This window comes from Streptomyces sp. A1136, assembly GCF_004795055.1.
In the GTDB taxonomy this organism is placed as follows: domain Bacteria; phylum Actinomycetota; class Actinomycetes; order Streptomycetales; family Streptomycetaceae; genus Streptomyces.
In genome coordinates this window covers 78,549-101,454 of record NZ_SSBJ01000019.1, presented here as the reverse complement: position 1 = coordinate 101,454, position 22,906 = coordinate 78,549, and the positions used below count along the sequence as shown (strand labels likewise).

23 protein-coding genes and 1 pseudogene are annotated in these 22,906 nt (G+C 72.7%); 12 read left to right on the top strand and 12 right to left on the bottom strand.

Annotated elements, in window-relative coordinates:
- Positions 1 to 53 precede the first annotated feature (53 nt).
- Positions 54 to 1,559, bottom strand: a complete 1,506-nt coding sequence (locus E6R62_RS19980; RefSeq protein WP_136214841.1) for an MFS transporter — start codon at positions 1,557 to 1,559, stop codon at positions 54 to 56.
- A gap of 136 nt (positions 1,560 to 1,695) precedes the next feature.
- Between E6R62_RS19980 and E6R62_RS19975 the strand changes: the two genes are divergently transcribed.
- Positions 1,696 to 2,190: a MarR family winged helix-turn-helix transcriptional regulator gene (locus E6R62_RS19975; RefSeq protein WP_136214840.1), complete on the top strand. Its 495-nt coding sequence runs from the start codon at positions 1,696 to 1,698 to the stop codon at positions 2,188 to 2,190.
- Between the two features lie 18 nt (positions 2,191 to 2,208).
- Here the strand turns inward: E6R62_RS19975 and E6R62_RS19970 are convergent, their stop codons facing one another.
- Positions 2,209 to 2,688, bottom strand: coding sequence for a MarR family winged helix-turn-helix transcriptional regulator (locus E6R62_RS19970; RefSeq protein ID WP_136214839.1), 480 nt, complete (start codon positions 2,686 to 2,688; stop codon positions 2,209 to 2,211).
- 141 nt (positions 2,689 to 2,829) lie between these two features.
- On the opposite strand from E6R62_RS19970, the gene E6R62_RS19965 reads away from it, so the two are divergent.
- Together E6R62_RS19965 and E6R62_RS19960 are read left to right on the top strand one after the other, a co-directional pair.
- A complete protein-coding gene (locus tag E6R62_RS19965) occupies positions 2,830 to 3,240 on the top strand; it encodes an organic hydroperoxide resistance protein (RefSeq protein ID WP_136214838.1) in 411 nt (136 codons plus the stop codon).
- A 189-nt stretch (positions 3,241 to 3,429) separates the two neighbouring features.
- Complete coding sequence (locus E6R62_RS19960) at positions 3,430 to 3,816, top strand: hypothetical protein (protein WP_136214837.1); 387 nt, start codon at positions 3,430 to 3,432, stop codon at positions 3,814 to 3,816.
- A 52-nt stretch (positions 3,817 to 3,868) separates the two neighbouring features.
- Here E6R62_RS19960 and E6R62_RS19955 read toward each other — a convergent pair whose 3' ends face one another.
- From E6R62_RS19955 to E6R62_RS19940, 4 genes are all read right to left on the bottom strand, one after another.
- The gene (locus E6R62_RS19955; RefSeq protein ID WP_136214836.1) at positions 3,869 to 4,903 is read right to left on the bottom strand and encodes a LacI family DNA-binding transcriptional regulator; all 1,035 of its coding nucleotides are present in this window, start codon (positions 4,901 to 4,903) and stop codon (positions 3,869 to 3,871) included.
- A gap of 88 nt (positions 4,904 to 4,991) precedes the next feature.
- Entirely contained in the window at positions 4,992 to 6,413 is a 1,422-nt protein-coding gene (locus E6R62_RS19950) for a glycoside hydrolase family 16 protein (RefSeq protein ID WP_136214835.1), read from the bottom strand.
- 216 nt (positions 6,414 to 6,629) lie between these two features.
- Positions 6,630 to 7,367 (bottom strand): cyclopropane-fatty-acyl-phospholipid synthase family protein, encoded by a 738-nt coding sequence (locus tag E6R62_RS19945; protein ID WP_136214834.1) that lies wholly within the window; start codon positions 7,365 to 7,367, stop codon positions 6,630 to 6,632.
- Entirely contained in the window at positions 7,357 to 7,797 is a 441-nt protein-coding gene (locus E6R62_RS19940) for a DUF6204 family protein (RefSeq protein WP_306432448.1), read from the bottom strand. The genes E6R62_RS19945 and E6R62_RS19940 overlap by 11 nt, the downstream gene beginning before the upstream one ends.
- Positions 7,798 to 8,055: 258 nt before the next feature.
- On the opposite strand from E6R62_RS19940, the gene E6R62_RS19935 reads away from it, so the two are divergent.
- Complete coding sequence (locus E6R62_RS19935) at positions 8,056 to 8,820, top strand: carbonic anhydrase (RefSeq protein ID WP_136214833.1); 765 nt, start codon at positions 8,056 to 8,058, stop codon at positions 8,818 to 8,820.
- A 27-nt stretch (positions 8,821 to 8,847) separates the two neighbouring features.
- Here E6R62_RS19935 and E6R62_RS19930 read toward each other — a convergent pair.
- A pseudogene (locus E6R62_RS19930) lies at positions 8,848 to 9,400 on the bottom strand (AraC family transcriptional regulator); the annotation flags it as partial.
- Between the two features lie 85 nt (positions 9,401 to 9,485).
- On the opposite strand from E6R62_RS19930, the gene E6R62_RS19925 reads away from it, so the two are divergent.
- The 4 genes from E6R62_RS19925 to E6R62_RS19910 all read left to right on the top strand — a co-directional run bounded on the left by E6R62_RS19925 (position 9,486) and on the right by E6R62_RS19910 (position 14,143).
- Positions 9,486 to 9,737, top strand: coding sequence for a hypothetical protein (locus E6R62_RS19925; protein WP_306432447.1), 252 nt, complete (start codon positions 9,486 to 9,488; stop codon positions 9,735 to 9,737).
- Between the two features lie 63 nt (positions 9,738 to 9,800).
- Positions 9,801 to 10,994: a cytochrome P450 gene (locus E6R62_RS19920; RefSeq protein WP_136214832.1), complete on the top strand. Its 1,194-nt coding sequence runs from the start codon at positions 9,801 to 9,803 to the stop codon at positions 10,992 to 10,994.
- Between the two features lie 99 nt (positions 10,995 to 11,093).
- A complete protein-coding gene (locus E6R62_RS39630; RefSeq protein ID WP_168714115.1) occupies positions 11,094 to 11,972 on the top strand; it encodes a RimK family alpha-L-glutamate ligase in 879 nt (292 codons plus the stop codon).
- A 215-nt stretch (positions 11,973 to 12,187) separates the two neighbouring features.
- A complete protein-coding gene (locus tag E6R62_RS19910; RefSeq protein ID WP_240801780.1) occupies positions 12,188 to 14,143 on the top strand; it encodes a galactose oxidase early set domain-containing protein in 1,956 nt (651 codons plus the stop codon).
- A gap of 61 nt (positions 14,144 to 14,204) precedes the next feature.
- Here E6R62_RS19910 and E6R62_RS19905 read toward each other — a convergent pair whose 3' ends face one another.
- Positions 14,205 to 14,825 carry an L-threonylcarbamoyladenylate synthase gene (locus tag E6R62_RS19905; protein WP_136214830.1) on the bottom strand — a complete coding sequence of 207 codons (621 nt, stop codon included), beginning with the start codon at positions 14,823 to 14,825 and terminating at the stop codon, positions 14,205 to 14,207.
- Positions 14,826 to 15,132: 307 nt separating this feature from the next.
- Between E6R62_RS19905 and E6R62_RS19900 the strand changes: the two genes are divergently transcribed.
- On the top strand, positions 15,133 to 16,566 hold the full coding sequence (locus E6R62_RS19900; RefSeq protein ID WP_276615626.1) for a DHA2 family efflux MFS transporter permease subunit: 1,434 nt from the start codon (positions 15,133 to 15,135) through the stop codon (positions 16,564 to 16,566).
- Here E6R62_RS19900 and E6R62_RS19895 read toward each other — a convergent pair.
- The 4 genes from E6R62_RS19895 to E6R62_RS19880 form a co-directional block, all read right to left on the bottom strand.
- Positions 16,546 to 17,343, bottom strand: coding sequence for a hypothetical protein (locus tag E6R62_RS19895; protein ID WP_136214828.1), 798 nt, complete (start codon positions 17,341 to 17,343; stop codon positions 16,546 to 16,548). The two genes, E6R62_RS19900 and E6R62_RS19895, sit on opposite strands and share 21 nt — an antisense overlap.
- Positions 17,344 to 17,467: 124 nt before the next feature.
- On the bottom strand, positions 17,468 to 18,004 hold the full coding sequence (locus tag E6R62_RS19890) for a cupin domain-containing protein (RefSeq protein ID WP_136214827.1): 537 nt from the start codon (positions 18,002 to 18,004) through the stop codon (positions 17,468 to 17,470).
- A complete protein-coding gene (locus E6R62_RS19885; protein ID WP_136214826.1) occupies positions 18,001 to 19,236 on the bottom strand; it encodes a cytochrome P450 in 1,236 nt (411 codons plus the stop codon). The genes E6R62_RS19890 and E6R62_RS19885 overlap by 4 nt, the downstream gene beginning before the upstream one ends.
- Before the next feature lie 16 nt (positions 19,237 to 19,252).
- Positions 19,253 to 20,314, bottom strand: a complete 1,062-nt coding sequence (locus tag E6R62_RS19880) for a type III polyketide synthase (protein ID WP_136214825.1) — start codon at positions 20,312 to 20,314, stop codon at positions 19,253 to 19,255.
- Between the two features lie 203 nt (positions 20,315 to 20,517).
- Between E6R62_RS19880 and E6R62_RS19875 the strand changes: the two genes are divergently transcribed.
- The 3 genes from E6R62_RS19875 to E6R62_RS19865 all read left to right on the top strand — a co-directional run bounded on the left by E6R62_RS19875 (position 20,518) and on the right by E6R62_RS19865 (position 22,715).
- Positions 20,518 to 21,774, top strand: a complete 1,257-nt coding sequence (locus tag E6R62_RS19875; RefSeq protein WP_136214824.1) for a cytochrome P450 — start codon at positions 20,518 to 20,520, stop codon at positions 21,772 to 21,774.
- Positions 21,771 to 22,004 (top strand): acyl-CoA carboxylase subunit epsilon, encoded by a 234-nt coding sequence (locus E6R62_RS19870; protein WP_168714114.1) that lies wholly within the window; start codon positions 21,771 to 21,773, stop codon positions 22,002 to 22,004. The genes E6R62_RS19875 and E6R62_RS19870 overlap by 4 nt, the downstream gene beginning before the upstream one ends.
- Positions 22,005 to 22,124: 120 nt before the next feature.
- A complete protein-coding gene (locus E6R62_RS19865; protein ID WP_136214822.1) occupies positions 22,125 to 22,715 on the top strand; it encodes a hypothetical protein in 591 nt (196 codons plus the stop codon).
- Positions 22,716 to 22,906 lie beyond the last annotated feature (191 nt).

The window sequence follows — 22,906 nt, the reverse complement described above, 5'->3', positions numbered from 1 at the left end:
GCGAAGCGCCCCCGGGCCGAGGGGACCGGGGGCGCTTCGCGTGCGTGCGGGGATCAGACGGCGGCGGCCGTCTCCGCCACCTTCAGGGCCGGGGCGTCGCCGGAGGCGACGGGCTCCGTCACGCGGGGGCCGTGGCCCTTGCGCAGTCCGATCCAGCTGATCAGGGCGACCAGGGCGAAGGCCGCCGCGCCGATGCCGAACGTCAGGGTGAACCCGGACTCGGCGGGCAGCGCGGGGACGCCCGGCGGGAGGTGCTCGATCGTCTTGGAGGCCAGGATCGTGGTGACGATGGCGCTGCCGATCGCGCTTCCGGTCGAGCGGGAGATCGAGTTGATGCCGTTCGCGATTCCGCTCTGGTGGTGCGGGACGCTCGCCATGATGACGGCGGGCATGGCCGCGTAGCCGAAGCTGACGGCCGCGCCGACGACGACGCCGGCGCCGATCACCGAGAAGGTGTGGCCGTGGTCGAGCGCCAGCCAGCCGAAGCCGACGGCGCCGAGCCCGGCGGCCAGGGCGAGCGCGACGCGCGGGCCGCGGTGGCGGACCAACTGGCCGCCGATGGGCGACGCGAGCAGCGAGACGATCGCACCGGGCAGCAGGAACTGGACGGAGGCGCGCAGGATCGAGGCGTCGAAGCCGTAGCCGGTCAGGGCCTTCGGCATCTGGACGAGGTAGGAGACGCCCAGGAAGTTCGCGAACATGCCGAAGCCCACGAGGATACCGGCGAGGTTGGCCATCAGCACCGGGCGGTGGACGAACATCCGCATGTCGACCAGGGGCTCGCGCACCTTGCGCTCGACCATCACCCACACGGCCGTCATCACGGCGGCTCCGGCGAAGCTGCCGAGCGTGCGGGCGGAGGCCCAGCCCCATTCGTGGCCCTGCGAGATGGGCAGCAGGAGCAGCAGCAGGGCGATGCCCAGGGTCAGCGCGCCCAGGAAGTCGGTTCGGCCGCCGGTCTTGTGGCGGGTGGCCGGAACCAGGAACACCACCGCCAGGAGGGCGAGGGCGGCGAAACCGGTCGCCATCCAGAAGGCGTTGCGGTAGTCGGCGCCGTCACCGGAGGTCAGCAGGCCGGTGGCGACCAGCGCCAGGCCGCTGCCGAACGCGAGCGTGCCGCTGACCAGCGCCATGGCGCCCGGCAGCTTCTGCGGTCGGACCTCCTCGCGCAGGACGGAGAGGGCCAGCGGGAAGATCGCGGTGGCCGCGCCCTGGAGCACCCGGCCCAGGATCAGCAACGGCAGCGAACTCGCGAGCGCGGCGACGACGGAGCCCGCCACCATGACGGCGAGTACGGCCACCAGGGTCGGCTTCTTGCCGTGCTGGTCGCCGAAGCGGCCCAGCAAAGGGGTGAAGACGGCGGCCGACAGCAGGGTGGCGGTGGTCACCCAGCTGACGCCGGCGGTGGTGGTGCCGAGGTCGTTGCGGATCAGACCCAGGATCGGGACGGGCAGGGTCTGCATCATCGACACGACCATGGCGGCGAGGCTCAGGGCGAAGACGATGACCGTCTCGTTCCCGGGCCTGGCGGCGGGAGGGGCGGATGCGGCGGTGCTCATGGCGGCAGGACCTTCTTAACGCTTCAGATCGCAGATGTTTTATCTCATGAAGTACTTGGATGAAGGTAGACGGCAATAGTTAAGGAGGTCAAGTAAACAATTGATAATGCCAACCTTCTTGCGTACGCTCGACGGCATGAGCGCCACCATCGGACCGGCCGTCCCCCACCGCCCCACCAAGCTCGAACTCCTGGAGCTGCTCGCCGCCATCGGTACGGCCCAGTGGCGCGACTTCGCGGCCGCCGCCGCCCGGTACGGCCTCACGTCCACCCAGGCCCGGGTCCTCGCCCAGCTGGAGGGACCGGTGCCGATGAGGGGCCTCGCCGCGCTGCTGGTCTGCGACGCGTCCAACGTCACGGGCATCGTGGACCGGCTGGAGGCGCGCGAGCTGGTGCGACGCCAGCCGTCGCCGGTCGACCGGCGCGTCAAACACGTCATCGCCACGGACGAGGGGCGCGACGTCATCCGGCGGGTGCGCGAGGAGATGCAGACGACGCACGGCGCGCTCGACACCCTCGACGAGGAAGAGGGCGCGACTCTCCACGCCCTGCTGGAGCGGCTGCGGCCCGCCATGGAAAAGGACGCCGGAGCGGGCGACCGGCTGCCCGGCGCGCCCAGACCGACGGCCTGACCGGGCCCTTCCCGCCCCCTAGAGGTCCTCGTCCAGCGCGGCGGCGTCGAGCGCTGCCGTGAGGCGGTTCAGGCGCGCCTGGAGGTCGCGGATCTCCTCCAGTTCGAAGCCCGTCGCCGACGCGATGCGGCGGGGGACCTCCACGGCGCGGGCCCGCAGCGCCGCGCCCTCCTCGGTCGGTACGGCGTGGACCGAGCGCTCGTCCTCCGTGCTGCGCTCGCGCCGCACCAGGCCGGCCCCCTCCAGTCGCTTGAGCAGCGGCGACAGCGTGCCCGAGTCGAGCCGCAGGTGCTGCCCGAGCTCCTTGACGGGCGTCGACCCGTGCTCCCACAGCACCAGCATCACCAGGTACTGGGGGTAGGTGAGGCCGAGATCCTTCAGGACGACCCGATAGAGGCCGCCGAATGCGCGGCTCGCGGCGTTGAGCGCGAAGCAGATCTGCCCGTCCAGGCGGAGGAAGTCCTGGTCGCGCAGGGGGGCGGCGGGCTGCTGGGTCATGTGGGCCAGTGTACCGGGTGGTGACTTGCGGGCCATTGAGTTGTGCACAACTGAATTGTGTGCTCTATTGGTGGAGGCGGTCGGTCCACCGGCCGCCGAGGTTCACCCCGGACCGCCTTGCACCTCCCGAGAGGAACTCCGATGGACGCGCTGTACACCGCTGTCGCCACCGCCAACGGCCGTGAGGGCCGAGCAGTCAGCTCCGACGGCCGGATCGACCTCGCGCTGGCCATGCCGCCGGCGCTCGGCGGCAACGGACAGGGCACCAACCCCGAGCAGCTCTTCGCGGCCGGCTACGCCGCCTGTTTCGCCAGCGCGCTCGGCCTGGTCGGCCGACAGGCCAAGGTCGACACCGGTGACATCTCCGTCACCGCCGAGACCTCCATCGGCCAGGACGGCTCCGGCTTCGGGCTGGCCGTCACACTGCGCATCGAGCTCCCCGAGTCCCTGGCGGGCGAGACCGGCGCCCTGCTGGTCAAGCAGGCGCACGAGGTCTGCCCGTACTCCAAGGCGACCCGCGGCAACATCCCGGTCGAGCTCGTCATCGAGTAGTCGACCCCCCGGGCCCCGGCGGCCCGCGGTGCCGCACGCACGGCGAAGACACCTCCGGCGCCCCCGTACGCGGGGGCGCCGGAGGTGTGTGCGACACCGGTCAACTCGGCTTGTACGCACACCCGTTGGGGGCGCTGAAGTCCGACGGATCGGCTGCACACGGCAGTGCGCCACCACTACCGTGACGGCATGAGCGCCGATGAACTCGACCCCCGGGACGTGTGGCCGCTACCGCCGGCCTGGATGTTCGACTGCAGCGACTGTTTCCGCCTCTACCGGTCCATGAAGCGCATCGAGCGGGTCACGGAGGAGATGTGGCTGACGGGACGGCGGGGGGTCGACTGGGACCCCGTGGACAACGGGCCCGGATCGCGCATCCGGCTCGCCCGCCACCTGGCCACCAGCCACGAGAGCCTCCTGCCCGACTGGCTGCCCGAATGCCGGCGCTGCGGCGACCACGAACGCAGACTCGCGCGGGCCGACGACCCGGAGTTCGGCCTCGCGGCCGCCATGGTGGCCGCCGAACACCGGGCCGCGCACCTCTTCGTCCCCCCGCGCGGCCTGGGCCTCGTCTGACCGTCGGGCCACCGAAGCCCGCATCCGAGCCGGGGCGAGGGGCGCCCCGGCGTCAGGCCGAGGCCCGTCGCACCAGCACGGTCGGTGTGATCACCGCCCGGGGCGCCCGGGGAGAGCCCAGCGTGCCGAGCAGCAGCCGGGCCATCATGCGCCCCATCCCCTCGACGTCCTGGCGGACCGTCGTCAACGGCGGCTCCGCCGCCTCGGCCACCCGCTCGGTGTCGTCGAAGCCGACCACCGCCACGTCCCCGGGCACCTCGAAGCCGCGCTCGCGGAGCACGGCGAGCGCGCCCGTGGCCATCAGGTCGTTCGCGGCGAACACCGCGTCGAGGTCGGGCCGTCGCTCCAGCAGCTCCCGCATCGCGCGGGCCCCGCCGGTCGGCGTGAAGTCACCCACCGCGACCAGCGAGGGATCGCCCTCGACCACGACGTCCCGGTAACCGTCGAGCCGGTCCGTAGCCGACGTCTGGTCGAGCGGGCCCGCGATGTGCGCCACGCTCCGCCGCCCCCGCGCGAGCAGATGTCGTACGGCCTCCCGCGCGCCGCCCCGGTTGTCGGCGTCGACGTAGGCGGCGCCCGGATCGTCCGGGCCGGTCGTCCAGCCCGGCCGGCCGCCGTAGACGGTGGGCATGCCGATCCGGCGGGTGATCTCGGGGAGCGGGTCGTCGGTGTGCAGGGAGAAGGCGAGCGCCCCGTCGACATGGCCGCCCGCCAGGTAGCGTTCGATCCGTTCGTAGTCGCCCCGGTCCTCAACCATGAGCAGCACCAACTGGGTGTCCTGCGCGGTGAGTTCCCGGCTGATGCCGCGTATCTGGCGGGAGAAGAACGGGTCGGAGAAGATCCGTATCTCCGGTTCGGGGATGATCACGGCCACCGCCCCGGTGCGCCGGGTGACCAGGGTGCGGGCCGCGTGGTTCGGTACGTAGCCGAGCTCGCGCACCGCCTCGCGGACCTTGTCCACCAGGTGCGCGCGGACCCCGTCACCGCCGTTGACGACGCGGGAGACCGTGGCCCGGGACACCCCGGCCAGTGCCGCCACGGCCTCCAGGGTGGGGCGGTCCCCGGGGACACGAAGCTGTTCGGGCACGGGCGCTCCTCATGCGTGGCCGTCGGCGGTTGCCTGCCGCGCAGCAGGTTAACCCGTACCGCCGGGCGCGCCCGGCGGTACGGGCCGGTCAATGGCCGAAGTCGAACCAGTTCAGGTTCACGAAGTCGGCCGGCTGGCCGCTGGTGAAGGTCAGATAGACGTCGTGGGTTCCGGTGACGGCGCTGATGTTGGCCGGGACGGTACGCCAACTCTGACCGCCACCCGTCCCGGCGACGGAGAAGCTGCCGACGGGCGGGGCCGTCCGGCTGTCGAGGCGGACCTCCACGAGGCCGCTGACCCCGCCCGTCGCACCGCTCGCGACCCGCCCGTACAACTGCCGGGCCGCGCTCGCGCCGAAGTCGACGCCCCTGTACACGGCCCAGTCGCCGTTGGCCAGCGAGGTGAGGTCCTGGCCGCCGCCGGTGTCCGACGTGGCCTCGGTCACCGTGCCCGCCTGGTCGTCGTACGACTCCGCCTGGATGGCGGAGTAGGCGTTCCGTCCCCCCGGTGGCGGGGTGGTGGGCGGCGTAGTCGGCGTCGTGGTGGCGCCGCCGGTCTTCTGGAGGACGGACACGTAGTCGACCACCATGGGGTGGCCGGGTTCGGTTCCGGCGTCCGGGCCGCCGCCGAAGGCGTCGGGGAAGCCGCCGCCCATGGCCACGTTCAGGATGATGAAGTAGCCGTGGTCGGTGGCGTTCGCCCAGGTCGTGGCGTCGACCTGGTTCGCCTTCACCGTGTGGAAGGCGACTCCGTCCAGGTAGAAGCGCATCTCCTCCACGGCCGTGGACCGGTCCCATTCCACCGCGTAGGTGTGGAAGCCGCCCTGGCAGGTGGCGCCGACGCAGGCGCGTTGGCCGCCGATCCCGGAGGTCTCGTTGCACGGGCCGCCCGGGCTGGTGCCACAGTGCATGGTGGCCCACTCGTTGTTGAGGCCCTGGACGTTCTCCATGATGTCCAACTCGCCGATGCCCGGCCAGTTCCACCAGTTGCCCCGGTACGGCGCCCCGAGCATCCAGAACGCCGGCCAGTATCCCTTCGCCGCGGCGCCGGTCACGTTCGGCATCTGGATGCGGGCCTCGGTGCGCAGGGTTCCGCCGGCCGGGGGCCGGAAGTCGGAGCGTCGGCTCTCCACCCGGGCCGAGGTCCAGTTGCCGGCCGCGTCCCGGCGGGGGGTGATCCGCAGGTTGCCGGCGCCGTCGAGCGAGACGTTGGCCGGGTCGGCCGTCATCGTCTCGATCTCGCCGGTCCCGAAGCCGGAGGGGCCGCCGGGGTAGCCGCGCCCGGTCGTGTACTGCCAGTCGGCGGTGTTCACGCCGGAGCCGGCGGAGCCGTTGAAGTCGTCCAGGAAGACTTGGGACCAGCCGGTCGGGGCCGGGGGAGCGGCGGCGTCGGCGGGCGGGCTGACGGCCACGGCGGTGGCGGCGGCCAGCGCCAACGCCATCGTGCTCAAGGCGGCCACGACGGAACGCCGCACGGGCGGACGGCGCCTTCTGCCGGATGTCTCGCGCATGGGTGGGGGCCCTCTCTGCGTGCGCCTCGGGGCGCGGTGGGGGGAGTTGCGGGCTGCGCCCCCGCTCTGAGAGCGCTCTCAGAGCGGGGCCGCCCGCCACTGTGCTCCCCGGTACCGGGGCCGTCAAGAGATGCAACCGTCAAACCCCTGCGCCGGTAAGGGAGTTCATTGGTTGAAGGGAGCGGCGCGGGGGTCGGCCGGCGGCCCCGGCCCGGGTCAGTCGGCCGTCCGGCGCAGGATCAGGGTGACGAAGCCCCAGGTGTCCCGGTAGACGCGCAGCCACTCGGAGCGCCGGGCGTTCGCCGTTTCGAGGGCTTGGGGCGCGTCGGGATCGGCAGGACGGTCGAGGGCCCATGAGGCCAACGTCCCCCAGCAGGACCACTCGTAGTCGTCGAGCTCGCGGCGGGTGCTGACGTGGCCGTCGACGGGCGTCCAGCCGTCCGCCACGACGCGGTCCACGGTGGTCGCCAGGTCGGCGAAGTCCCCGAGCATCTCGACGGCCTCGGGGGAGGGCTCGCGCTCCCAGATCCCGTCCCCGATCAGGACGCGGCCGCCGGGAGCCAGGTGCTCGCGTGCCGCGGCGAGGGTGGGGAGCAGGCCGCCGAAGGCATGCGCGGCACCGACACTGAGCACGAGGTCGAACGGCTCCGTCGGGGTGAAGTCCGCGGCCGGCCGTTGGTGGAGGACGAGGCGGTCGCGGACGCCGAGGCGGCTCGCGGCCCGGTCGGCCTGCGCCAGGGCCTGCTCGGAGATGTCGACACCCTCGGCGTGCAGGCGGGGGTGTGTCTGCAGGGCGCGCAGCAGCCATTCGGCGGTGCCACAGCCCAGGTCGAGTACCCGGGCGTCGTCACGCGGTATGCCGCGTGCGAGAAGCCGGCGCACGGACCCGTCGTCGAGCGGGGCCTTGATGGGGTGGTCGGTATGGGCGATGCGGGAGATCAGTTCACGGTCCACCGGCGCAGCCTGCCGGAGGGCGCGGCCCGAGCGCACCTCGTTTTCCGGCGCGCCGGTGTGCGGGCGCGTCCCGTGTCAGGTGGTGTGTTCGAGCGCCGCGGCTCGGCGTTGGCGCTTGCTCGGCGGTGCCGGCGACATGTCCTGGGCCTGCGCCTTGAGGCGCTCGTAGCCGTATCGCGCTCCGTGAGCCAAGTCCCGCCGTCAGTTCGGCCCGCGCGGTGGCGTCCAGGATGTCCGCCTGCGCCTCGCCGGAGTCGAGAAACCGGAAGGTGAAGCGGTCAGGCGTCAGGTCGTAGCTCAGGTCGCCTTCGGTGGAGCTCGCGCGCATCAGGTCGTGCTCGGGCGCCGCGGTCTCCAACTCGGCGCGCCGGGCGTCGGTGAGCCGGTCGAAGGCCCCTCGGATGGTCACGCGGAACGTACGCGGACTCATGCCGCCAGGCTGGATCGGTGCCGACGGCCGGCGCACCGGGTTTTCCGGCGGGGCAGGGCGCACCGCGCCGCACACCGCGTGCGTCCGCCGCACACCGCGTGCGTCCGCCGCACACCGGGGTCCGGCTGCCGGCGTCCGCGTCGTCCCTCGTCCGAGGGCTGAGACATCGCACGGGATCGAGTCGAGTCCCGGACGCGATCGCGCCAATCGCGCCGCGCGGGCGGGTGGTACGCCGTCCCGCCGGGATACCTTCCGGCGATGAATTCGAACACATTCGTGCAGCCCGAGCGTACGTCCGTACCCGCGACGCGTGCGCCCAGCCGCCGGACCGTTCTGCGCACAGCCGTCGCGGGAACGGCTGCCACCGGCTCGGTGCTCGGTCTCGGTTCGGCCTTCCCGGCCTACGCCGAGCCCGCCGGACCCCCGGCGGGACAGCGCCCGAGCACCCCCGACCAGGCGCTGCGCGAGCTCGCGGCGGGCAACCGGCGCTGGCGGACGTACCGGCAGGAACACCCGCACGAATCGCCGTCCCTGCGCGCGCGGCTCTCGCGGGCGCAGCACCCGTTCGCGATCGTGCTGGGTTGCGTCGACTCCCGTGTCCCCCCGGAGCTCGTCTTCGACCAGGGGCTCGGAGACCTGCTCATCGTGCGGTCGGCCGGCGAGGTGCTGGACGAGGCCGTGCGCGGCAGCATCGCCTACGGCGTCCTGGAACTCGCCATCCCCCTGGTGCTCGTCCTGGGCCACCAGTCCTGCGGGGCCGTCGGGGCCGCCGTCCACGCCGAGGAGACCGGCGAGTCGCTGCCGGCGCACATCCAGTACCTGGCCGACCAGATACGTCCCTCGATCGACCACACGCGGCACGGTGACGCCCGGGTCGACGCCACCATCGACGCCCACGCCCGCCACACCCGCGACCTGCTGTCCGCCGACCCCGACATCGCCAGGCGGGTGGCGACCGGCGCACTCGCGGTCGTCGCCGCCCGTTACCAACTCGTCGACCAGCGCGTCGACACCCTGCGCTAGACGGGGCCCCGAACGCCGGACCACCGTTCACGCCGCTCCTTGTGCCCGGTCCCGGTAGCGGCCCGGGGTGGTGCCGAACTCCCTGTCGAAGGCGTGGGAGAAGGCGTACGGGGTGCCGTACCCGACCCGGCGGGCGATCGTCGCCGGCGGGTCCGCGGTGTCGCGCGGCAGCGTCGCGGCGAAGGTCAGTCGCCACCAGGTCAGGTACGCCATCGGCGGCCGGCCCACCAGGGCGGTGAACCGGCGGGCCAAGGTCGGCCGCCGGACACCCGCTTCGGCGGCCAGGCGGTCGTTGGTCCAGGGGCGGGGGGTCGGAGTGCAGGGCCCGCAGAGCGGCGGCGGCCACGGGGTCGCCCAGGACGGCGGGCCGGGCCCCGGTCGCGGCGTCCGCCATCCAGGACCGGACGATGTAGACCAGCAGGAGGTCGAGCAGGCCGGGGGCGGCGATGCACGCCCCGAGCCGCTGCTCGCCCAGTTCGCGCCCCAACGGCGCGACGGCGGAGCGGAGTTCCGGATGCGCGCCCACCCGGTTCGGCAGGTGGACGACGGTCGGCAGTTCTCCCATGAGCGGGTGCATCCGGCCACCGCATCGACGAGCACCTCGTGCTGGAGGCCGCGCCCGGTCTCACACCCCGGCTCCGGTGTGCTGCGGCGGGGAGCGGGCGGTGTTCGTCGGCGATCTGCTGCACAGCCCGGTGCCGATCCTGGGGCCCGAGCACAACAGCTGCTTCTGCCCGGGCCCGGTACGGGCCGCGGCGACCCGCCGCAGCGTTCTCGAACGCGCCGCCCACCGACGGGAGTTGGTCGTACCGGCGCGCTTCGGTGGAGCCGGCGCCGTCGAAGTCCGCCGCCGGGGCGACGGTTTCCCCCTCGGACCGTGGGCGGTCTTCGAGGCGGACGCGCACGCGCGGCGGTGAGTCGACCGCGGCGACTGGCCGGAAACAGCGGGTCCGGAGGTGCCGCCACCGTACTGTGGAGAAATGCCTGCGGTAGACATCACTTCCGTCGCGGAGAACTTCAACGCCGATCCCTACGCCTTTTACGCCACACTGCGGGAAAGCGGCCCGGTCCACCAGGTCGTGGTGAACGACCGGCTGGTGAAGCCGAGCTGGCTGGTCGTCGGTCATGTCGAGGCCCGTCAGGCCCTCAACCACCCCGGTCTGCTCAAGGACTGGCGCGACACCGACCTGTTCCCCGACATCGCCGTGACGGCGGCCAACGCGAACATGCTGGAATCCGACCCGCCGCACCACACCCGGCTGCGCCGCCTGGTCGCGCGGGAGTTCACCGCACGCCGGATGGAAGCGATGCGGCCCCGGGTCCAGGCGATCACCGACGATCTGCTGGACGCCATGGCGGCCCGGCCGGAGCGCAGCGCCGATCTGATCAAGACACTCGCGTTCCCGCTGCCCATGACCGTGATCTGCGAACTGCTGGGCGTGCCCGATCTGGACCGCGAGCGCTTCCGGCACTGGTCCAACGAGGTGGTGGCCCCGACCGAGGGCAGTCCGGCCGGCGCCGCGCACGAGCAGCTCAGCGCCTATCTGGCCGATCTCGTCGAGGCCAAGGCCAAGTCCCCCGGAGAGGACCTGCTCAGCGCGCTGATCCGCACCCGTGACGAGGACGGTGACTCCCTCTCCGCGGAGGAGCTGATCGGAATGGCCTTCCTCCTCCTCGTCGCCGGTCACGAGACCACGGTCAACCTCATCTCCAACGGAGTCCGGGCCCTGCTCGCCCACCCCAAGCAGCTGTCCGAACTGCGGGCCGACTTCGACGGGCTCCTGCCCGGCGCGGTCGAGGAGATGCTCCGCTACGACGGCCCCGTGCAGAACGCCACCTACCGCTACGCGGGCGAGGACGTCGAGATCGGCGGCGTCGTCATCCCGGCGGGGGCCACCGTCCTCGTGTCGCTGGCCGGCGCCGACCGCGACCCCGCCCGGTTCGAGGAACCCGACACCTTCGACATCCACCGCGCGCCCCAGGGACACCTGGCCTTCGGCCACGGGCTGCACTTCTGCCTGGGTGCCCCGCTGGCCCGGATGGAGGGCCGCATCGCGATCCGGAGCCTGCTGGAGCGTTTCCCGGAGTTGGTCGAGGACCCGGCCGGCGGGCCCCCGGCCTGGCTGGCGGGCAGCCTGATGAGGGGCGTCGCCCGGCTGCCCGTCCGCTGGTAGCGCCGTGCGACCGGGCCGCCGCCCGTGTCCCGCGGCCCGGCCGGTCGGGCCCCGCCTCCGGGCCGGCCGGTGTGCCGCCCCCTGGCATAGGGTTTTGCCATGACCACGACCCAGCCCCGAGTCGCCCTGGCCACCTCCGGTCGTGGGATGGCCTACGACCCGGACCTGCCCCTGATGCTCCGCGCGCTCGACGAACGGGGCGTCGACGCCGTGGCGGTGGCCTGGGACGACACCGGATTCGACTGGGCCCGGTGCGCGGCCGTGGTGATCAGGTCGACCTGGGACTACGTCGAGCGGTGGCCGCGGTTCCTGGAGTGGGTCGACGCGGTCTCCGCCGTCACCCGGATCGACAACCCGGCCGGCGTGGTGCGCTGGAACACCGACAAGCGCTACCTGGGCGACCTCGCCGCGCAGGGGGTCCCGGTGGTCCCGACGCGGTTCGTCGCCCCCGGTGAGGAAACCCCGCTGCCCGAGGACGGCCACTTCGTCGTCAAGCCGGCCGTGTCGGCCGGGGCCCGGGACAGCGCCCGCTACACCCCCGCCCAGCACGACCTGGCCGCGAGGCACATAGCCGCGCTGCACCGCGCCGGTTCGACCGCGATGGTGCAGCCGTACCTGACCCGGATCGAGGAAGGGGAGAGGGCGCTGGTCTTCCTCGGCGGAGTCTTCAGCCACGCGCTGCGCAAGGGGCCGGTCCTGGGCGAGGCCGGGGTCATCGACAACGCGCGCGAGGCGCATCCCGACCTGGTGCCCCATCAGCCGTCGGCCGCCGAGCTCGCCCTCGCGCGGGCCGCGCTCGCCGCCGTCCCCGGGCGGGACCCCCTCCTCTACGCGCGGGTGGACCTGGCGCGGGCCGACGACGGGGCGCCGGTGGTCATGGAGCTGGAACTGGTGGAGCCCAACCTCTTCACGGCGCACAGCCGATCCGGGCTGGAGCGCTTCGCCGACGTCGTCCGCGACCGCGCCACCGCGGGCTGACCGCGCCGACCGGGTCACCGCGCCGACCGGTGCGGGCGGGCCGACGGGGACAGGCGGCCCGAACGGCGGCGGACTCGGCGCCCGGCGGGCCGTCAGGGCCCGGTGGTCGGAGGCCGTTCGGGGAACCGGGCCGGTCCCCGGCCGGGTCACACCGGGACATATGCCTGGATTCTCCTACGATGGGCGCTTTGTCGGTGGCCGCTGCGAGGAGTCCCATGTCCCAAGCCCCCGTATCCGCCGATCGGTCCACCCCGCGCGGGCGGCCCGTTCCGCACCTGCGTCTGCTCGCGACGGCCCTGCTGGCCGCCGGCGTCCTCGCCACCGCCGCGCCCGCCCTCGCCTCGACCCCGGCCCACGACGACACCCGTCACGAGGCCGGCGGCGGGTCCCGGCCGGGCGGGGCCGCCGTACCGGTCGGGGCCTCGCCCCTCGGCGGGCCCACCCTGCTCGGTGCCCCGGCCCCGCCCGGGGAGGCCGCGGTCCTCGGCGAGGACCACGCCCGCGCCCACGCCGGCCGCAGACTGGCCGCCGACGCCATGCGCGAGTACCCCCAGTCGAGGCGCACCGCCGGCCTCGAATCGCTGCGCTCCTCGCAGCAGCGGCTCAACACCCGCTTCGCCGCGCGGCTCTTCGGCCGCTTCACCGACTACTTCCCCTCGCCCGACTTCGGTGTGCACGTCGCCCAACTGCCCACCGGCAAGGTGCTGCTCTTCTCCTTCGAGCGGGTGGAGGTCAACCCCACCAAGGAGACCGGCCCCACCGACCGGATCGGCCGCACCAACGCCGGCCGGGCCTACCTCTGGGACCCCGCCAAGGGCACCGGCGGATCGGCGTTCAAGAAGGTGCCGCCGCCCACCGTGCTGATGCCCGACGGCACGTTCGTCCCGCGCCCCGCCCCCTTCTTCTGCGCCGGTCACTCCTACCTGCCCAACGGCATGGTCGGCGTCTTCGGCGGCAACGGCGGCGGTAAGGGCGGTACGGGGGCCAGGCTCTCGTTCGTCTTCGACCCGTGGACCGAGACCTGGTTCCGCAACCGCGACATGGCCGTGGGCCGCTGGTACCCCTCGGTCGTCACCGGCGCCGACGGCCGGCAGCTGATCATGTCCGGGCAGGACGAGCGCGGCACAGGGCACCCGACCCCGGTGGTGGAGCGTTTCCCGGCGCGCGGACACCGGGTGCCCTGGCGCCCGTACGACATCCCGGCGGGCGTCCCCGCGGAGCGGTTCGCGGCGGACGCCCCGTTCCGCAACGACTACCCGCACCTGTTCTCGCTGCGCGACGGCATGATCTACGGTCTCGGCCGCGACGCCGACCAGCAGTGGGTGTTCGACCCGGTGAAGGAGACCCGTACCGACCTGCCGAGGCGGCCGGCCGACTTCCGGGGCTACGGCTCGGCCGTGCCCCTTCCCGCCGGTCTGCGCGGTCCCGACTCCGTCCTGGTACTGGGCGGCGACCCGCACGACCCTTCCACCTACCGACTCAGCGGCGGAGCGTGGAGCACCGACACCCCCCGGGCGTTCGGCCGCACCCAGGACGACACCCTGATCCTGCCGGACGGCACCCTCATGACCGTCAACGGGGCGCTCGACACGAGGAACTACGGCTTCGGGCCGTTCAACCCGAAGGCCGACCTCAAGTACCGGCAGATCGAGCTGCGTGACGCGCGCGGCCGTTGGAGTCTGGGACCGGCCCAGCGGCTTCCCCGGGGCTACCACTCCAACGCCCTCGTCATGCCCGACGGACGGGTGATGATCACCGGCGACGAACTCCAGCAGATCGCCAACGACCCCGACATCGCGGACGGGATGGACGGCAGCGTCGAACTCTACGAGCCGCCCTACCTGCACCGGGGCCCCCGCCCCGCCCTCGACCGGGCGCCGCGCGGCGAGCTGGCCTACGACGCGGAGTTCACCGTCCGCACCTCCACCCCCGGGGACGTGACGCGCGCCGTCCTGCTGGCCCCCACGACCGTCACCCATGCCGTGAACACCAGTCAGCGCCACCTGGAGCTGCGCCTGACCGGGACCCGCGGCGACACCCTCACCCTGCGCACCCCGCCCACCGCGGCCGACGCCCCGCCCGGGTACTACATGCTGTTCCTGCTCAACGCCGAAGGCGTCCCGAGCACGGCGCAGTGGATCAAGCTGGGCCCCAAGCCGGGACGTCACTGAAGGCACCCCTCGGGGCGGGTCTCCGCGCGCGGGCGGCCCCGAGCCGCCCTCGCGCGGCGGGCTACTCGAAGCGGGTCGGGTCCCCGGCGCCGTAGCGGACGATCTCGGCCCCGCCGCCCGAGAAGTCGATGACCGTGGTCGGCTGCGTCCCGCAGTCGCCCGAGTCGACGACGATGTCCACGACGTGGTCGAGCCGCTCCTTGATCTCCCAGCCCTGCGTCAGCGGCTCGGGCTCGTCGGGCAGCAGCAGGCTGCTGGACAGCAGCGGTTCGCCGATCTCCGCGAGCAGGGCCTGGACGAGCGTGTGGTCCGGGATGCGGACCCCGACCGTCTTCTTCTTCGGGTGCAGCAGCTGGCGCGGCACTTCCTTGGTGGCGGGCAGGATGAAGGTGTAGCTGCCCGGCGTGGCCGCCTTGATCGCGCGGAACACGTCGTTGTCGATCTGCACGAACTGCCCCAGCTGGGCGAAGTTCTGGCAGACGAGGGTGAAGTGGTGCCGGTCGTCGAGGTCGCGGATGGAGCGGATCCGGTCGAGACCTTCCCGGTTGCCGAGCTGGCAGCCCAGCGCGTACAGGGAATCGGTCGGATACGCGACGAGCGCGCCGGAGCGGATGCTGTCGGCCACGTTGCCGATCGTGCGCTGCTGGGGGTTCTCGGGGTGCACATCGAAGTACTTCGCCATCCGCCGAGCCTACGGGATCGACCCGCCCCGCCGTTCCACGCGCCCACGCGTCACCCCCGGTCACGGCCCCCGCCGGCCCGGCGCGCTGGTCCGTCCGGACGGCATCGTGGCGTGGCGTACGGGCCAGGGGCCCGGCCCGGGGGCTCCGCTCGCCCACTGTCGAAGCAGACACCCCGTCCGCCAGTACGAGTGGAATCCTTGGAGGGCCACCGTGTCCACAGAACCCACCGGTCCCGGAACCAGCACCGCCGCCGACGCGCCGGGCGCCGCACCGCGGCCCGATCCGCGCCGCTGGTGGATCCTGGCGGTGATCGGCCTCGCCCAGGTCATGGTCGTCCTGGACGCCACCATCGTGAACATCGCCCTGCCCTCGGCCCAGACCGACATCGGCTTCTCCGACGGCCAGCGCCAGTGGGTGGTGACCGCGTACGCCATGGCCTTCGGCAGTCTGCTGCTGCTCGGCGGCAGACTCGCCGACCTGTTCGGCCGCCGCCGGGCCTTCGTCATCGGCCAGGTCGGTTTCGCGGTGTCCTCCGCGGTCGGCGGTTCCGCGGCCACCTTCGGTCTGCTGGTCGGCGCCCGCGCCTGCCAGGGCGTCTTCGCGGCCCTGCTGGCGCCCGCGGCCCTCTCCCTGCTCACGACCACGTTCACCACCCCCGCGGACCGGGGCCGGGCCTTCGGCGTGTTCGGGGCCCTGGCCTCCTCCGGCGGGGCCGTGGGACTGCTGCTGGGCGGCGTGCTCACCGAGCACCTCAGCTGGCGCTCCACCCTGTACGTGAACGTGCTCTTCGCCGTCGCCGCCGTCATCGGGGCGCTCCTGCTGCTCCCGCCGCAGCCCGCCGCTGCCCGGACCCGGCTGGACCTGCCCGGTACCGCCCTGGCCTCGACCGGCCTGTTCTGCTTCGTCTACGGGCTCGCCGGGGCGGGCTCCGACGGCTGGGCCTCCGTGCGCACCGGGGGTCTGCTCTGCGTCGGCGTCCTGCTGCTCGCCGCGTTCGCCGCGTGGCAGGCCCGCTCCCCGCATCCGCTGCTGCCGCTGCGGATCGTGCTCGACCGGGTCCGGGGCGCGGCCCTGCTGGCCGTGTTCATCGCCGGCGTCGCCACCTTCGGGGTGTTCCTGTTCCTGACGTTCTACCTCCAGCACACCCGCGGCTACGGTCCGGCCAGGACCGGTCTGGCCTTCCTGCCGATGTCCGGCGCCATCATGTTCAGCGCGATGGGCAGCGGCACAGCCCTGCTCCGCAAGGTCGGCGGCCGCACCCGCGTGGCCGCCGGGATGCTGCTGGCGGCGGCCGGGATGGCCTGGCTGACCCGGCTCTCCGTCGACGGGTCCTACGCGGCCGAGGTGCTGCCGGCCCAGATCGCGGCCGGCCTCGGTGTGGGAGTGGTGACCGCGACGGCCATGAACCTCGCCACGGCGGGCATCGCGCCCGGGGAGGCCGGAGTCGGCTCCGCCACCGTCAACTCGATGCGCCAGGTCGGCGGTTCCATCGGCACGGCCCTGATGAGCACGGTCGCGGCCGCCGCGACCGCCGGCTACCTGGCCACGCACCGGCAGCCCGGGCCGCTCACCGCGGCCCGGGCTGCTGTGGAGGGCTGTCACGCCGCGTTCACGGCGTCGGCCGCGGTCTTCGCCGCCGGAGCCGCCCTGACGTGGTCCATGCTGCCCGAGGGACTCTCGGTGGCGCGGCGCCACCCGAGCCCCGGGGAACACCGGGGATCAGAGGCAGTTCGCGACTGAGCTGCGGATCCGGTCGCCGGTCGAGAAGTGCTTCACCTTGCAGTGGTTGGTGCCGATGCCGCCGTCGACCTGTCCGTAGCCGGGTCCGATGGTCAGGACGGCGTCGTTCTGGCCGCGGACCTGGTCGTCGCCGGGACCGCCCAGGATGACGCCGGCGGATTCCGAGCCCACCGACTTGGGCTCGATGACGTCGTCGTTGGCACCGCCGAGGACCCGGCCGCCCAGGTCGACGTTGCCCGTGCGGATCACGTCGTTGCCGTCGTTGCCGAAGACCTGACCGCCGCCGCGCTCGTACTCGCCGGGCTGGCCCATCACGCTGCCGGTGGTGATCTTGTCGTCACCGTGGTCGCCGTAGACGGCGGCTCCGTGCGCCGCCGTGCCGGCGACAAGGGCGGTGATGATCGTGTCGTTGCCCAGGCCGCCGCGCACCGTCGAATTGCCGTTGCGCGGGAAGAGGTTGTTGACCTGGAGCGTGTCGTCGCCCTCGCCGCCGAGCACCTGGGCGTCGATGAGCATGCCCTTCACCCGGATGTTGTCGTTGCCGCCCTTGCCGTCGATGATGGCGTTCTCGACGTCGTTCTCGCACACGATGGTGTCGGGGCCGTTCGTCCCCTCCACGATCGGTCCGGGCCGGGCCTCCTTGCCGTTGACGTAACACCAGTGGGACGGCAGGGGTTCGGCGGCCGTGGCCGGACCCGCGGCGAGCGAGGCGGTGGTGGCCACGGTGGCGGCCAGTGCATACGTCGCGGTGCGAAGCGTGCGGCGAGTGCGCAGCATGGAGTCTCCCGAGCGTGGTGATGGGGGGTTGCGATGGGTGGAACGGTGTCCGGGCCGTGGCCGGTCGGCCGATCGCTCCCCGGACCCGCGGGTCCGTCGTCGGTTCGGCCGGTCGGTCGGGCGGTCAGGACAGGCTGTGGCGCAGCGGTGTCAGCTGCTCGATGTCGTAGCGCGCCCGCAGGTCCCGGATCGCCGAGGCGTCCGGTGAGGCGTTGCCGTCGAGCAGTTCGAGTAGCTCCTCGAAGTACCGTTCGTGGTCGGGCGGGGGTGAGGCCTGGAAGAACATCCGGGCCGGTTCCCCCGTGGGGTTGGCGAAGGCGTGCGGACAGCCGGGCGGTACGACGATGACCGTCCCCGGGGTCGCCCGGACGACCTGGCGGCCGTCGAGCGACTCCCAGCGTCGCCAGTCGTCGCCGGAACGGACGCGAGGCTCGAACGCCATCACGTCGAGTTCACCCTCCAGGACGTAGAACAGTTCTTCGCTGCGGGTGTGCAGGTGCGCCCCGACGTCGAATCCGGGCGGTACCACGACCTCGAAACTGGAGGCGACCCGCGAGTCCTCGCCGGTGACCTTGAAGGTGACCTGCTGGGCGGGGGTGTGCAGGGTGCGCCCGTGTCCGGGCGGCACCAGCAGTCCGTCCCGGGCCAGGTGCGCGGTCATGACCAGGTCACCGGCAGCGCCTCGGGTCCGCGGATGAGCGCCCCCGGCCGCCAGCCCAGCTCCTCCACCGGCACCGCGAACCGCGGGTCGGGGAAACGGTCCAGCAGCGCGTTCACGAGCAGCTCGGACTCCAGGCGGGCCAGCATGTTGCCGGGGCAGAAGTGCGGCCCGTAGCCGAAGGAGACGTGCGCGTTGGGCGTGCGGTCCGGCAGGATCTCGTCCGGCTCGGGGAAGACCTCCGGGTCCCGGTTCGCGGCGAGGTAGGAGACGTACACCGCCTCGCCGGCGCGGATGACCTGGCCGGCGACCTCGACGTCCTCCAGGGCGATCCGGGAGAGCCCGACCGAGTTGCGGTGCGGGATGTAGCGCAGGAGCTCGTTGAGCGCCGAGGGCCGCAGGTCCGGCGTGGCACGCAGCTTGTCCATCAGCTCGGGCCGGGTCAACAGGATGTACACCATGTTGCCGACGTTGTTGGTGACCGCCTCGCCGCCGATCTGCACGAGCAGGGCCACACCGACGGCCTCCTCCTCGGTGACCTCCCCGGTCTCGACGGCCCGGGCGAGCAGGCCGATGACATCGCCCACCTCGCCGTCGTCGTCGCCCGTGGCGCCGCCGCCGGCCCGCAGCCGCTCGCCCAGGTACGCGCACATCCGCGTCTTCGCCTGCTCACTGCGCTCGGCGCCCTGCGCGGAGGACAGGATCATGGTGGTCCATTCGTGGACCTCGGGGCGGTCCTCGGCCGGAATCCCCATCAGTTCGCAGACGACCGCGAGCGGGAACGGCGCCAGCAGCCGTTCCGTGAGGTCCGCCGGCGGGCCGTCGCGCAGGATCGCGTCGACGAGTTCGTCCAGCATCCGCTGCGCCCTGGTCCGCAGGCGCTCCACTCCCGCGGTCGTGAACGCGGCGGCGATGGTACGGCGCAGCCGCGTGTGGTCGGGCGGGTCCTCGAAGCTGACCGCGCCGGGAGCCGGGATGAAGTGGGGGGCCAGGCGGGTGACGTCGTGCTCCATGACGAGCTTGCGGCTGAACCGGGGGTCGTTGGCGACCATCCGCACGTCGTCGTAGCGGCACACGAGCCAGGCCCACCCACTTCCGTTGGGCAGTTTGATGCGGGTGATCGGCCCCGCGCGCATCAGCTCGGCGAGGACGGGGTCGAAGTCGACCCCGTCCAGGTCCAAGGCGGGCCAGTGCGTGACGGGTGGCCTTGAGGTGGCGGGGCCGTCCTTCAGCATCGTTCGGATTCCTCCCTCACGGGGACGCCGGCTCCGAAACCCAGCTCCCGAGTGAGATCTCGGCGGTGATGCCGGGTCCGAACCCCGCGAGCATGCCCTTCGCGGCATCGACGGTGCCGTTCTCGTCGAAGAGACGGCGCAGGGCGTCCAGGACCACGGCGCTTGCGATGTTGCCGTATTCCGTCAGTGTGGCCCGACTGAAGCGGAATGCCTCGGCAGGCACACCGAGGTACTTGCTGAGGTCGTCCAGGATGCGGGGGCCACCTGCGTGGATGATGTAGAAATCCAGTGCGGCGGCGTCCCATCCGTGCGCCTGGGCGAGGCGTTTGAGTGACGGGGCGAGCGGCTCCATCGTGCCCGGGACACGTCGGTCGAGCTTGAAGTGGAATCCGGTGGCCTTGACGTCGTACATGATCCAATCCTCCGTGTCGGGGATGATGTACGACCCGTTGCGGTGGAGGTCCATGCCCGTTCCGCCCCGGCCGCGGACGACGGCGGCGCCGACGCCGTCACCGAAGAGGCCGTTGGAGAGCAGGTTGCCGACCTCCAGGTCGCTCGGCTGGTAACACAGCGAGCAGAACTCGCAGGAAACGATCAGCGCGTTCGCCTCCGGGTACGCGGTGCAGAAGTCGTGCGCCCGGTTCACCGCGGCCCCGCCCGCCGCACAGCCCAGCTGGGCGATGGGGAGCTGTCTCGTGTCGGTGCGGAAACCCATCGAATTGATCATCCAGGCGGTCAGCGACGGCATCAGGAAGCCGGTGCACGACACGAAGATGATCAGATCGATGTCCTGGGGACGCAGCTGCGCGTCGTCGAGGGCCGCCCGCACCACCGCCGGTACCCGCGCCTTGGCCTCGGCCTCGTACACGGCGTTGCGCTGTTCGAGACCGGGGTGCTTCAGGGTCTCCTCGATGGGACGCACGATGTGCCGCTTCGCGACGCCGGTGTTCCGGATCAATCGCAGGGCCAGGTCGAGTTGCGGGTGATCGGCGTGAACGGACCGGGCCAGATCCAGGGTCTGCTCCATGGTGATCACGTGCTCGGGCACGTTCACCGTTGGCCTACACAGAGTCGCCACAGTCGGCTCTCCTTTCATTTCCCGACAAAGCCTCACGGACCCGGGTCGGTTCCGCGCGTCGGACTGAGCCGCTGGTGACGTGGGCCAATCCGGTGAGAGTCGCAGGCGCAGGCAGCGGAGCCGGCCGGCGCCGGGAAGGGATCGTCAGCCGGATTCCCGGCGTATTCGCCTACCGGGAGTGACTTCAAGGCTGGGAGACAACCATGACGACGGACCCCGACACGGCCCTCGGGTCGCGTACGGACCCGGCTCCGGACGAGCCGGTGCACTGCTGGAACCTGGACGACCTCGAAGCCCTGGAATTCGACCCGTTCCTCCACGCGCGGCTCCGGGAGGGCAGGGCCACCCGGGTGCAATTGCCGTTCGGCGAGGGCAGCGCCTGGCTGATGGCGCGCTACGCCGACGTCAAGGCGGCCACGACCGATCCGCGCTTCAGCAGGCAGGAACTGGTCGGGCGTACGATCACCAGCTCCTCCCCGCACGCGATCGCCTCGCAGAAGGCGTCCTTGAACTACGCCGACCCACCCCGCCTGAACGACATGCGCCGGGTGGTGGCGCGCGCCTTCACCGGCAAGAGCATGCAGCGGCTGCGGCCCTCCGCCCAGGCCACCGCCGACCGCCTCCTGGACGAGATGGAACGCCAGGGCTCGCCCGCCGACCTCGTCGAGCACCTGCACGGCCCCTTCCCGCTCGCGGCCGTCGCGGATCTCCTCGGGATGCCGCGGGACATGCGTGAGGGGATGACCTCCTGGGCCAACGTGATCATGACGCCCGGCCCGGCGCCGGAGCGCAGCGCCGACGCGATGAAGACCGTCCGCGAGAGCGTCGTCGCGCTCCTGGAACTCCGCCGCGCTGAGCCGACCGACGAGCCGGGCGAGGACCTCGCGGCCGTCCTGGCCGCGGCCGCCGACGCCGGGGAGATCACCGAGGCGGAGGCCGTCTCGCTGGCCACCGCCATCCTGGTGAGCGGCGCCCACGCCGTGCGCAACAACAGCGCCAACATGATCTACGCCCTGCTCACCCATCCGGAGCACCTCGCCCGGCTGCGCGCCGAACCGGAGATGGTCCCGCAGGCCGTCGACGAACTGCTGCGGTTCATCCCGCACCGCAGCGGCGTCGGCATCCCCCGGGTCGCCACCAGGGACGTCGAGATCGGCGGGGTCCTGATCCGCCAGGGCGAGGTCGTCTACTCCTCGTACCTGGCGGCCAACCGGGACCCGGCCGTGTTCCCGGACCCCGACACCCTGGACTTCGACCGCGGCCCCATCGCGCACATGGCCTTCGGCAACGGACCGCATCACTGCGTGGGCTCGATGCTGGCCCGGATGGAGTCCGAGATCATCGTCGCCACCCTGCTCGACCGCTACCCCAAGCTCGCGCTGGCGGTGCCGCCGGAGCAGATCGAATGGCAGTCGGGCGCCCTCATCCGCGGGCCCAAGACCCTGCCGGTGACCTGGTGATACGCCGGATCAAGGTGGTCCGCGGACGCCCGGACCACATAGAACTGGCGGCCCTCACGGCCGCCCTGGTCGTCCTGGCGCGCAGCGCCCCCGCGGTCCCCGAACACCACCACGGTCATGGCCACCACCGCCGCCGCGCCCACTGGGACCGCCACTGGCCCCTCGTCCACCCCGCGCACTCCTGGCGCGCCCGGCCCCCGCTGCACCCGGCCGGGCGGGAGACGACGTGACGACACGCGTCTCGCGCGTGTCTCGGGGGGCGGGGCCGGGGGCGGGCTCGGGGTCGTCTCGGGGTCGGGCCGGGGCCGTCCCCGAGGCGGTGCCGGGCGCCGCCCCAAGATGATCAGTACATGACCGACATCAAGTGGCCGGGGGCCGCGTTCACCGTAGGACCGCTCTGCATGACCGGCTACGGCCTCATCCGACTCACCGACGACGTGCACGGACCCGGCCTCGCCTGGTCCCTGAGCCACCTCGTCCTCCTCGCGGGCGTCCTCGCCTTCGTCCCGGTCTTCCTGGAACTGCGCCGGATGGTCGCCCGCGGACGCGGCGCCGCCGGCCGCCGGTTCGCGGCCGCCGGTGCGGCGCTCGGGCTGCTCGGCGTCGCGGCGGTGACGGCGCAGGCGGTGATCGACCTCGTCGTCGGATTCCTCTGCGAGGACCGGGGCGCCATGAATGACCTCTTCGACAGCGTGCGGAGCCACCCGGGGGTCACGCCCGTCGTGTACACCGTGGGTCCGCTGCTCTTCTACGTCGCCCTCGTCCTGCTGGTGACCTGGCGGGCGGCGTCGCGGCGAACCGGCGCCTGGCGCCCGGTGGCGATCGTGGCGGGCGTCGCGGTCACGGCCGTCAGCCTGGACCTGCTGCCCTTGGGCGGCCTGCTCTTCCTGCTGGCCCTGGCCCCGCTGGGCGGGTCCCCCCGCGCCGCGTCGGCCGGCTGACGCCCGTACGGCGTCCGGGCGGGCGCGCTCGGGCGGGCGGCGTTAGACGGGCGGCGGGTGCACGACCAGGGAGCGCGGGGCCCGCGCCGGGGTTTCGGGCGGGCACCGAGCGCGGCGGGCCGGTTCAGCAGAAAGCAGCACCCCATTCAAAGCGATACTTATGGATTAGGCGTTGTTACGCTTTCTGCCTT

Excerpts from the sequence above, each read along its gene's own strand:
- E6R62_RS19975 (WP_136214840.1), top strand. The coding sequence starts at position 1,696 with ATGAGCGCCACCATCGGACCGGCCGTCCCCCACCGCCCCACCAAGCTC.
- E6R62_RS19890 (WP_136214827.1), bottom strand. The coding sequence starts at position 18,004 with ATGACCGCGCACCTGGCCCGGGACGGACTGCTGGTGCCGCCCGGACAC.
- E6R62_RS19895 (WP_136214828.1), bottom strand. The coding sequence starts at position 17,343 with ATGCTGCGCACTCGCCGCACGCTTCGCACCGCGACGTATGCACTGGCC.
- E6R62_RS19885 (WP_136214826.1), bottom strand. The coding sequence starts at position 19,236 with ATGCTGAAGGACGGCCCCGCCACCTCAAGGCCACCCGTCACGCACTGG.
- E6R62_RS19865 (WP_136214822.1), top strand. The coding sequence starts at position 22,125 with ATGACCGACATCAAGTGGCCGGGGGCCGCGTTCACCGTAGGACCGCTC.
- E6R62_RS19970 (WP_136214839.1), bottom strand. The coding sequence starts at position 2,688 with ATGACCCAGCAGCCCGCCGCCCCCCTGCGCGACCAGGACTTCCTCCGC.
- E6R62_RS19965 (WP_136214838.1), top strand. The coding sequence starts at position 2,830 with ATGGACGCGCTGTACACCGCTGTCGCCACCGCCAACGGCCGTGAGGGC.
- E6R62_RS19875 (WP_136214824.1), top strand. The coding sequence starts at position 20,518 with ATGACGACGGACCCCGACACGGCCCTCGGGTCGCGTACGGACCCGGCT.
- E6R62_RS19940 (WP_306432448.1), bottom strand. The coding sequence starts at position 7,797 with ATGAGTCCGCGTACGTTCCGCGTGACCATCCGAGGGGCCTTCGACCGG.
- E6R62_RS19960 (WP_136214837.1), top strand. The coding sequence starts at position 3,430 with ATGAGCGCCGATGAACTCGACCCCCGGGACGTGTGGCCGCTACCGCCG.
- E6R62_RS19910 (WP_240801780.1), top strand. The coding sequence starts at position 12,188 with ATGTCCCAAGCCCCCGTATCCGCCGATCGGTCCACCCCGCGCGGGCGG.
- E6R62_RS19935 (WP_136214833.1), top strand. The coding sequence starts at position 8,056 with ATGAATTCGAACACATTCGTGCAGCCCGAGCGTACGTCCGTACCCGCG.
- E6R62_RS19950 (WP_136214835.1), bottom strand. The coding sequence starts at position 6,413 with ATGCGCGAGACATCCGGCAGAAGGCGCCGTCCGCCCGTGCGGCGTTCC.
- E6R62_RS39630 (WP_168714115.1), top strand. The coding sequence starts at position 11,094 with ATGACCACGACCCAGCCCCGAGTCGCCCTGGCCACCTCCGGTCGTGGG.
- E6R62_RS19920 (WP_136214832.1), top strand. The coding sequence starts at position 9,801 with ATGCCTGCGGTAGACATCACTTCCGTCGCGGAGAACTTCAACGCCGAT.
- E6R62_RS19905 (WP_136214830.1), bottom strand. The coding sequence starts at position 14,825 with ATGGCGAAGTACTTCGATGTGCACCCCGAGAACCCCCAGCAGCGCACG.
- E6R62_RS19980 (WP_136214841.1), bottom strand. The coding sequence starts at position 1,559 with ATGAGCACCGCCGCATCCGCCCCTCCCGCCGCCAGGCCCGGGAACGAG.